An 8,239-nucleotide genomic window follows, 5' to 3' on the forward strand; every position below is an offset into this window, starting at 1 on the left:
GCGCCGGGCCGCGCGGCCCGGTGTCCGCCGACCTCGTGGCCGACGGGCCGCATCTGCTGGTGGAGGGGCCGTCCGGCAGCGGCCGTACGGAACTGCTCCGGGCCGTCGTCGCTTCCCTGGCGGCGGCCGAACGGCCGGACCGGCTGGGCATCGTGCTGGTGGACGGCCACGCCGGCACCACGGGCGGCGGACAGGGCAACGGGCAGGGCGACGGACTGCGTGTGTGTACGGACGTACCGCATGTCACCACGCATCTCAGCGCCAACGACCCGGTGCGGATGAGGGAGTTCGCCCAGTCACTGAGCGCCGAGCTGAAGCGGCGTGCCGAACTGCTCGGCCGGTCGGACTTCGTGGAGTGGCACACCGGGCGCGAGTTGTCGGACCGTATGGTCGCCCAGCGCACGGTCGCACCCCGCGGCCCCGCGGCCGCCGGCGGCGAGCACTCCGGGGGCGACCTGGAGGCCCCGCCCAGTTCCACGTTGCGGCTGCGGCCCGGAGCCTCGCGGCTCAGGGCCCAGGCTCCGCCGCCGCTGCCCCGGCTGGTGGTGGTCGTCGACGACCTGGACGCGCTGGTCTCCCCCGCGCTCGGTTCGCCCGGGCGGCCCGCCGCCGGGTCGGTGCTGCGAGCGCTGGAGGCGGTGGCGCGGGAGGGCGAGCGGCTGGGCGTGCACCTGGTGTCGGCCACCGGCCCCTGCGCCCGTACGGCGGAGTCCGAGCCGGTACGCCGTGCGGCCCTGCGCGTGGCGCTCGACGCTCCCGCACCGGGCCGCGGGGCCGCGTCCTCGTTCGAACCGAGCCGGGAGAGCGGAGGCGAACCGGCGCCGGGCCGGGGGCGTTTGTCCCATGCGGACGGCAGGGTGACCGCGTTCCAGGGCGGGCGGGTGACCGGGCGTATCCCGCGCACGGCGACGCTGCGGCCCACGGTCGTGCCGCTGGAGTGGCACCGCATGGGTGATCCGCCCGCCCGCCGCCCGGTCCGGGAGCTCGGCAACGGCCCGACCGACCTCGCCCTGCTCGCCAGCGCGCTGGAACGCGCAGGCCGCGAGGTCTCGGCCACCGAGCTGCCGTCGCTGCTGTGACCCCGCGCCGTTCTCGCCGCTCTCCCCCCGCTTGTGCGGGGAGAGCGGCGAGAACGGCGAGTGCGCGCAACGCCTCGGCCCTCACGACCCTCGCGTCACCCCCACGACCCTCGCGTCACCCCATCAGCCCTACCAGCACCGCCGATCCCGGCCCGTAACACCCGCGCCCTCGACGGGCGGTGCGGGCGTCCGGGCCTGCCCGGGCGGGCCGACCCGGACGCCTCCGCGCCGGAGAGTCACGACGCGGTCACGATCCCGGACTTGACACGAGACGCACTCTTGCCGATCTCGACCTCACGGGCGTACACCAGAGCGCACGGGACAGCGCTCGACGTTCGACGAGGTACGAAGAACGGGGCAGTGATGCGCAGGACGAGCAGGATCATCCGGGCACGCAGGTCGTCCGGCACACCCACGGCGACAGCGGCCACCCGCACCCGCAGGGCCGGCAGAGCGGGGGCCGCCGTCGTCGCGGGCGTGCTCGCGGTCTCGCTCACCGCGTGCGGGGGCGGCGACGACGGCGGCAAGGAGGAGACGGGCGGCGGAGCCGACGAGACCGCCTCCACCGTCACCCTTCCCCGGCTGGACGGCCAGAGCCTCGAGGTGGCCGCCGTGTGGACCGGCACCGAACAGGCCAACTTCAAGAAGGTCCTCGCGGAGTTCGAGAAGCGCACCGGCGCGAAGGTGACGTTCGTTCCCGCCCAGGACCCCATCATCAACTTCCTCGGTTCCAAGATCGCGGGCGGCGCCCCGCCCGACGTGGCGCTGCTGCCGCAGCCGGGCGCCGTCAAGCAGGCCGTGGAGAAGGGCTGGGCCAAGCCGCTGGGCGCCGAGGCGCAGGCGGAGCTCAAGAAGAACTACTCGCAGGGCTGGCAGGACATCGGCTCGGTCGACGGCAAGCCGTACGGCGTCTACTACAAGGCCGCCAACAAGTCGCTGATCTGGTACAACGCCCAGGTCTTCGAGAACGCGGGCGCGAGCGAGCCGAAGACCTGGAAGGACCTGCTCACCACGGCGCAGACGGTCTACGACTCCGGTGTCACCCCGTTCTCGGTCGGCGGCGCCGACGGCTGGACGCTCACCGACTGGTTCGAGAACATCTACCTCTCCCAGGCGGGCCCGGAGAAGTACGACCAGCTCGCCGCGCACGAGATCAAGTGGACGGACCCGTCCGTGAAGGACGCGCTGACCACGCTGGCGGAGGTCTGGGGCAAGGCGGACTACCTCGCGGGCGGTCCGGGCGGCGCGCTGCAGACCGAGTTCCCCGCCTCCGTGACGCAGACCTTCACCGGCGGCGACCAGCCCAAGGCGGGCATGGTCTACGAGGGCGACTTCGTCCAGGTCAACATCGGCGAGACCGAGGCGAAGGTCGGCACGGACGCGAAGGTGTTCCCGTTCCCCGCGGTCGGTGACAGCCCGCCGGTGGTGTCCGGCGGCGACGCGGCGGTGATCCTGGAGAACTCGAAGGCGGCACAGGCGCTGGCGACGTTCCTCGCCTCCCCGGACGCGGCGGGCATCCAGGCGAAGCTGGGCGGCTACCTCTCGCCGAACAAGAACGTGCCGAACTCGGCGTATCCGAACGAGGTGCAGCAGAAGATGGCCCAGGCGCTCGTCGACGCCGGGGACGACTTCCGCTTCGACATGTCCGACCAGGCCCCGCAGGCCTTCGGCGGCACCCCCGGCAAGGGCGAGTGGAAGGCGCTCCAGGACTTCCTGAAGAACCCGAAGGACGTCGCGGGCACCCAGCGGCAGCTGGAGGCCGACGCGGCCGCGGCGTACGGGAACTGATCCGGCGATGAAGTCGGACACGGCGGCGGGGCCCTCCGGGGCCCCCGCCGCCCCCACGTCGCGCAGAAGCGTCACCGGCACCCGCAGAACCGTCGCGGCGCTGTTCCTGCTGCCCGCGCTGCTGCTGCTCGGTGCGCTCGTGGTCTACCCGATCGGGTACTCCGTCGTCCGCAGCTTCTACGACCAGCCCGGTGACGGATTCGCCGGATTCGACAACTACCAGGCCCTGTTCACCGACGACGGCATCCGCACCGCCCTGAAGAACAACGTCATCTGGGTGGTGTTCGCGCCGACGGTCGCCACCGCGCTCGGCCTGATCTTCGCGGTGCTGACCGAACGGATCCGCTGGGGCACGGCGTTCAAGCTGGTCGTCTTCATGCCGATGGCGATCTCGATGCTGGCCGCGGGCATCATCTTCCGTCTGGTGTACGACCAGGACCCGGACAAGGGCGTCGCGAACGCGGTGTGGGTGGGCGTCCACGACACCTTCGCCGAGTCGTCGGCGTACCCGAAGGCCCACCCGGGCCGTGAGTCGCCGCTGGAGGCGGCCGGCGGGGGCGCCTTCGTCACCAAGGGGACGGTGAGCGTCGGCGAGGCCGTCGCGCTGCCGCTGGTCGGCGTCGCCCCGGACCTGATTCCCGACGACGCCGCGCGGGCGGCGGCGCCGAAGCCGGAGGCGGACCGGATCACCGGCACGACCTGGCAGGACTTCACCCGTGGCAAGGGCGTCGGCACGCTGAACGAGGTCGACGCGGAGGAGCTGGGCTATCCCGGCATGAAGATCGAGGCCGTCAGGGACGGCACGGTGGTGGAGACGGCCACGGCGGCCGCCGACGGCACGTTCTCCCTGTCGGCGAAGGCGGACGGCGCCCGGCTCCGGCTGCCGGCGAGCAATTTCCAGGAGCCGTACAACGGTCTGGACTGGCTGGGCCCGTCGCTGGTCACGCCCGCCATCATCGGCTCGTACATCTGGATGTGGGCGGGCTTCGCGATGGTGCTGATCGCGGCCGGGCTCGCGGGCATGCCCCGGGAACTGCTGGAGGCCGCGCGGGTCGACGGCGCCAACGAGTGGCAGGTGTTCCGGCGGATCACGGTGCCCCTGCTGGCGCCGGTGCTCGCGGTCGTCACCGTCACCCTGATGATCAACGTGCTCAAGGTGTTCGACCTGGTCTTCATCATCGCGCCCGGCTCCTCCCAGGACGACGCCAACGTCCTCGCACTGGAGCTGTACCGCAAGGGCTTCTCCGAGGACCAGCCGGGCATCGCCAGCGCGATCGCGGTGTTCCTGCTGCTTCTGGTGATCCCGGTGATGTGGTTCAACGTGCGGCGGCTGAGGCGGGAGGTCAGGCGATGAACTCACGTCTGGAGGGCGACGGTTCACCGAAGTCCGGGCCGTCGGGGACCGGGCCTTCAGGGACCGGGCCTTCAGGGACCGTGGCGCCGGAGTCCGAGGCGCGCGGGTCCCGGTCGCTCGGCTCCCGGTCGCTCGGTTCCCGGCTGGCCGAGTGGGTCAGCGGTGGTCTGGTGCGGGTGTTCCTGATCGTCGTCGGCCTGTTCTGGCTGGTCCCGACGCTCGGTCTGCTGCTGGCCAGCCTGCGCACCCCGCAGGACATGGCCGCCGACGGCTGGTGGACGGTGTTCACCGAGCCCTCGCAGCTCACCTTCGGCGCCTACGAGACCCTGCTGGAGAACGACGACATCACCGGTTCGCTGCTGAACACGGTGTACATCACCGTCCCGGCGACGGTGCTGGTGGTGGTGATCGGCTCGCTCGCCGGGTACGCCTTCGCCTGGATGGAGTTCCCGGGCCGGGACTGGTGGTTCCTCGGTGTGGTGGGGCTGTTGGTGGTGCCGGTGCAGGTGGCGCTGATCCCGATCGCCGAACTCTTCGGCAATATCGGCATCTTCGGCTCGCTCGTCGGCGTGATCCTCTTCCACGTCGGCTTCGGTCTGCCGTTCGCGGTGTTCCTGCTGCGCAACTTCTTCGCGGAGATCCCGAAGGAGCTGCTGGAGGCGGCCCGGCTGGACGGCGCCGGCGAACTGCGCCTGTTCGCGCGGGTGGTGATGCCGCTGGGCGGGCCGGCGATCGCCTCGCTGGGCATCTTCCAGTTCCTGTGGGTGTGGAACGACATGCTGGTCGCGCTGATCTTCACGGACTCCGGGAGCCAGCCGATCACGGTCGCCCTGCAGACCCAGGTACGGCAGTTCGGCAACAACATCGACGTGCTGGCGCCGGGCGCGTTCATCTCGATGGTGATTCCGCTGGCCGTGTTCTTCGCCTTCCAGCGGCAGTTCGTCTCCGGCGTGATGGCGGGCGCGGTGAAGTGACGTGACGCGTTCGGGCCCCGGCGCGCACGGTGCGCGCCGGGGCCCGAAGCGGTGCCGGACCCGGGCCGGTGCCTGACCCGGGCGGGGACCGGTGACTACTCGATGACGAGCTCGACCGGGACGTTGCCGCGCGTGGCGTTGGAGTAGGGGCAGACCTGGTGCGCCTGCTCGACCAGCTTGCGGCCGGTCTCCTGGTCCACGGTGTCGGGCAGCTCGACGCGCAGCGTCACCGCGAGCGCGAAACCCTCGCCCTGCTTGCCGATGCCGACCTCGGCGGTCACCGCGGCGTCGGTGACGTCCACCTTCGCGGCCCGGCCGACCAGCCCGAGGGCGCTGCCGAAACAGGCCGCGTAACCGGCGGCGAACAGCTGCTCCGGGTTGGTGCCCTCGCCGTTGCCGCCCAGCTCCACGGGGGCGCTGAGGCCGAGGTCCAGCTTGCCGTCGGAGGTGACGGCGCGGCCGTCGCGGCCGTGGGTGGCGGTGGCGACAGCGGTGTAGAGCGCGTCCATGGGGAAACCTTCCCTTTCGAGTCGTGGTCGTGGGGCGGCCGGTCCCGTCCGAGGGTCCCGGCCTCCGCACACCTCAAGTAGAGCACACAACTAAATTGCACACAACTAAATGACTCGAGAGGGATACCCTGGAGGCATGACACCGACCCCGAACCCCGGACCGGTCACCCCGGAGGCACCCGGGCCCGCCGGCGACTGGCTCCACCTCGACCAGCAGATCTGCTTCTCCCTGCAGTCCGCCTCGCGCGCCTTCAACGGCGTGTACCGCGTGGTCCTCAAAGACCTCGGCCTCACCTACCCGCAGTACCTGGTGATGCTGGCCCTCTGGGAGCACGGCACGCTGCCCGTGAGGAAGCTCGGCGAGCACCTGCGGCTCGACTCCGGCACCCTGTCCCCGCTGCTCAAGCGGCTGGAGGCGGCCGGCCTGGTGCACCGGGAACGCAGTGCGCGCGACGAGCGCTCGGTGGAGGTGCGGCCCACCGAGGAGGGCCTCGCGCTGCGCGAGCGGGCCCTCGACGTCCCGCGCCGGATCGTCACCGCGACCGGGTTCGGACTCGACGAGATCCAGGGCCTGAAGGCCCGCCTGGACCGTCTTACCACCGCACTGGACACGGCGGCGGCGAACGAAGCCTAGGATCCTGCCGAACGGTGGAAACCGACCGCCCGGTGGAGACGGACCGCCCACCGCACGCCACGGCACCACCGGAGCACCACCCGCACCACCCACACCACCACGGGTCAACGACGAGGGGACGGCCGCACATGACCTGGTTGATCACCGGCGGCGCCGGCTACATCGGGGCGCACGTCGTACACGCGATGACCGAGGCGGGGGAACGGACGGTGGTGTACGACGACCTGTCCACCGGCATCCCCGACCGCGTGCCGGACGGAGTGCCGCTGGTGGTCGGCTCGGTCCTGGACGGCGAACGGGTGGCGCGCGCCCTCGCCGACCACGAGGTCACCGGCATCGTGCACCTGGCGGCGAAGAAGCAGGTGGGCGAGTCGGTGGAACGGCCCCTGGACTACTACCGGGTGAACGTCGAGGGCCTGCGCGTCCTGCTGGAGGCGGTGACGGCGGCGGGCGTGCCGTCGTCCTTCGTGTTCTCGTCCTCGGCGGCGGTGTACGGCACGCCGTCCACCGGCGCCGAGCTGGTCACCGAGGACACCCCCTGCCTGCCGATGTCCCCGTACGGCGAGACGAAGCTGGCCGGCGAGTGGCTGGTCCGCGCGACGGGCCGGGCGACCGGACTGTCCACGGCCTCCCTGCGCTACTTCAACGTGGCGGGCGCCGCACGCCCGGAACTCGCCGACACGGGCGTCTACAACCTCGTCCCCATGGTCTTCGAGAAGCTGACCGCGAACGAGCCCCCTTGTGTGTTCGGCGACGACTATCCGACCCCGGACGGCACCTGCGTCCGCGACTACATCCACGTCGTCGACCTGGCCGAGGCCCACGTGGCCGCGGCGCGCGCCCTGCGCGCCGCACCCGGCCGGGACCTCACCCTCAACATCGGCCGCGGGGAGGGCGTCTCGGTCCGGGGCATGATCGACCGCATCAACGCCCTCACCGGCCACGACCTCCCGCCCACGGTCGCCCCCCGCCGCCCCGGCGACCCGGCGAACGTCGTCGCCTCGGCCGACCGCGCCGCCACCGAACTCGGATGGAAGGCCCGCCTCAGCGTCGACGACATGATCACCTCGGCCTGGACAGGCTGGCAGCGCCTCCACCCCGGAGCCTGACCGCGCCCTGCCCTACAGCGCCTTGAGCGCCGCGGTCGTCGCCCTCGCCAGCGTTGCCAGGTAGCCCTTCGGCAGTTTCGGGTTGCGGATGATCACCGAGCGCCAGTACAGCGGGCCCGAGATCAGGTCGAGGGCCAGGGCGTGGTCGACACCGGGGCGCACCTCGCCCCGCTCCTGTGCCGCCGTGACGATGCCCTTGGCGACCCCGTCCTGGCCCTCCCGCAGCGCCTTGCGCAGCGCCTCGGCGATGTCGGGGTTGCGGGCGGCCTCGGCCTGGAGGTCGGGGAGGATCTGCGAGGCGACGGGGTGGCGCAGGGCGCGTGAGGTGACCTCGTAGAGCAGGCGCAGGTCGCCCTCGAGGGAGCCGGTGTCCGGCGCGGGCAGGCCCTGCACTGCGAGGGCGGAGACCAGGTCCAGGACCAGGTGCAGTTTGGAGCGCCAGCGGCGGTAGACCGCGGTCTTGCCGACGCCCGCGCGGCGCGCGATGCCCTCGATGGACATCCGCGCGTAGCCGACGGCCGCGAGTTCCTCGAAGACGGCCGCCCGGATCGCCTCCGTCACGTCCTCGCGCAGCACGGCCGCCCCGGCGGGGGCCCTGCGGCGCGGACGCGGCTGGGGCTCGTCGGCGTTCGTCGTCATGCGGCCCAGCATAGGGCGCGACGACGATACGGGCCCGTTCTGACGACAGCACGTACACCGATCCGGCACGGACAGGCACCGGCCGGGCCCGACCCGGTCATGACCCGGAGCTGCTTCGGAGCGGATCCGGAGCGGATCCGCTCCGAAGCAGCT

The 8,239-nt window shown here is 72.1% G+C and carries 8 protein-coding genes; 6 read left to right on the top strand and 2 right to left on the bottom strand.

Annotated features, from left to right (window positions below):
• The 4 genes from AOK11_RS19420 to AOK11_RS19435 form a co-directional block, all read left to right on the top strand.
• A partial coding sequence (locus AOK11_RS19420) for an FtsK/SpoIIIE domain-containing protein (RefSeq protein WP_079034958.1) occupies positions 1 to 1,079 on the top strand: 1,079 nt, incomplete at its 5' end.
• Between the two features lie 363 nt (positions 1,080 to 1,442).
• Positions 1,443 to 2,867: an ABC transporter substrate-binding protein gene (locus AOK11_RS19425; protein ID WP_055594984.1), complete on the top strand. Its 1,425-nt coding sequence runs from the start codon at positions 1,443 to 1,445 to the stop codon at positions 2,865 to 2,867.
• Between the two features lie 7 nt (positions 2,868 to 2,874).
• Positions 2,875 to 4,221 (top strand): carbohydrate ABC transporter permease, encoded by a 1,347-nt coding sequence (locus AOK11_RS19430; RefSeq protein ID WP_079034959.1) that lies wholly within the window; start codon positions 2,875 to 2,877, stop codon positions 4,219 to 4,221.
• The gene (locus AOK11_RS19435; RefSeq protein WP_420902999.1) at positions 4,179 to 5,195 is read left to right on the top strand and encodes a carbohydrate ABC transporter permease; all 1,017 of its coding nucleotides are present in this window, start codon (positions 4,179 to 4,181) and stop codon (positions 5,193 to 5,195) included. Before AOK11_RS19430 ends, AOK11_RS19435 begins: the two co-directional genes overlap by 43 nt.
• A 95-nt stretch (positions 5,196 to 5,290) precedes the next feature.
• Here the strand turns inward: AOK11_RS19435 and AOK11_RS19440 are convergent, their stop codons facing one another.
• Positions 5,291 to 5,704: an organic hydroperoxide resistance protein gene (locus AOK11_RS19440; RefSeq protein ID WP_055594986.1), complete on the bottom strand. Its 414-nt coding sequence runs from the start codon at positions 5,702 to 5,704 to the stop codon at positions 5,291 to 5,293.
• Between the two features lie 136 nt (positions 5,705 to 5,840).
• Here AOK11_RS19440 and AOK11_RS19445 point away from each other — a divergent pair, with 136 nt between their 5' ends.
• Positions 5,841 to 6,338 (top strand): MarR family winged helix-turn-helix transcriptional regulator, encoded by a 498-nt coding sequence (locus AOK11_RS19445; protein ID WP_055594987.1) that lies wholly within the window; start codon positions 5,841 to 5,843, stop codon positions 6,336 to 6,338.
• A gap of 128 nt (positions 6,339 to 6,466) precedes the next feature.
• Entirely contained in the window at positions 6,467 to 7,447 is a 981-nt protein-coding gene (gene galE, locus AOK11_RS19450) for a UDP-glucose 4-epimerase GalE (protein ID WP_055594988.1), read from the top strand.
• Positions 7,448 to 7,459: 12 nt separating this feature from the next.
• Here the strand turns inward: galE and AOK11_RS19455 are convergent, their stop codons facing one another.
• The gene (locus AOK11_RS19455; RefSeq protein ID WP_240497409.1) at positions 7,460 to 8,086 is read right to left on the bottom strand and encodes a TetR/AcrR family transcriptional regulator; all 627 of its coding nucleotides are present in this window, start codon (positions 8,084 to 8,086) and stop codon (positions 7,460 to 7,462) included.
• Between the last annotated feature and the right edge of the window lie 153 nt (positions 8,087 to 8,239).

Origin of the sequence: Streptomyces hirsutus, assembly GCF_001418415.1 — a bacterium.
Lineage (GTDB): Bacteria > Actinomycetota > Actinomycetes > Streptomycetales > Streptomycetaceae > Streptomyces > Streptomyces hirsutus.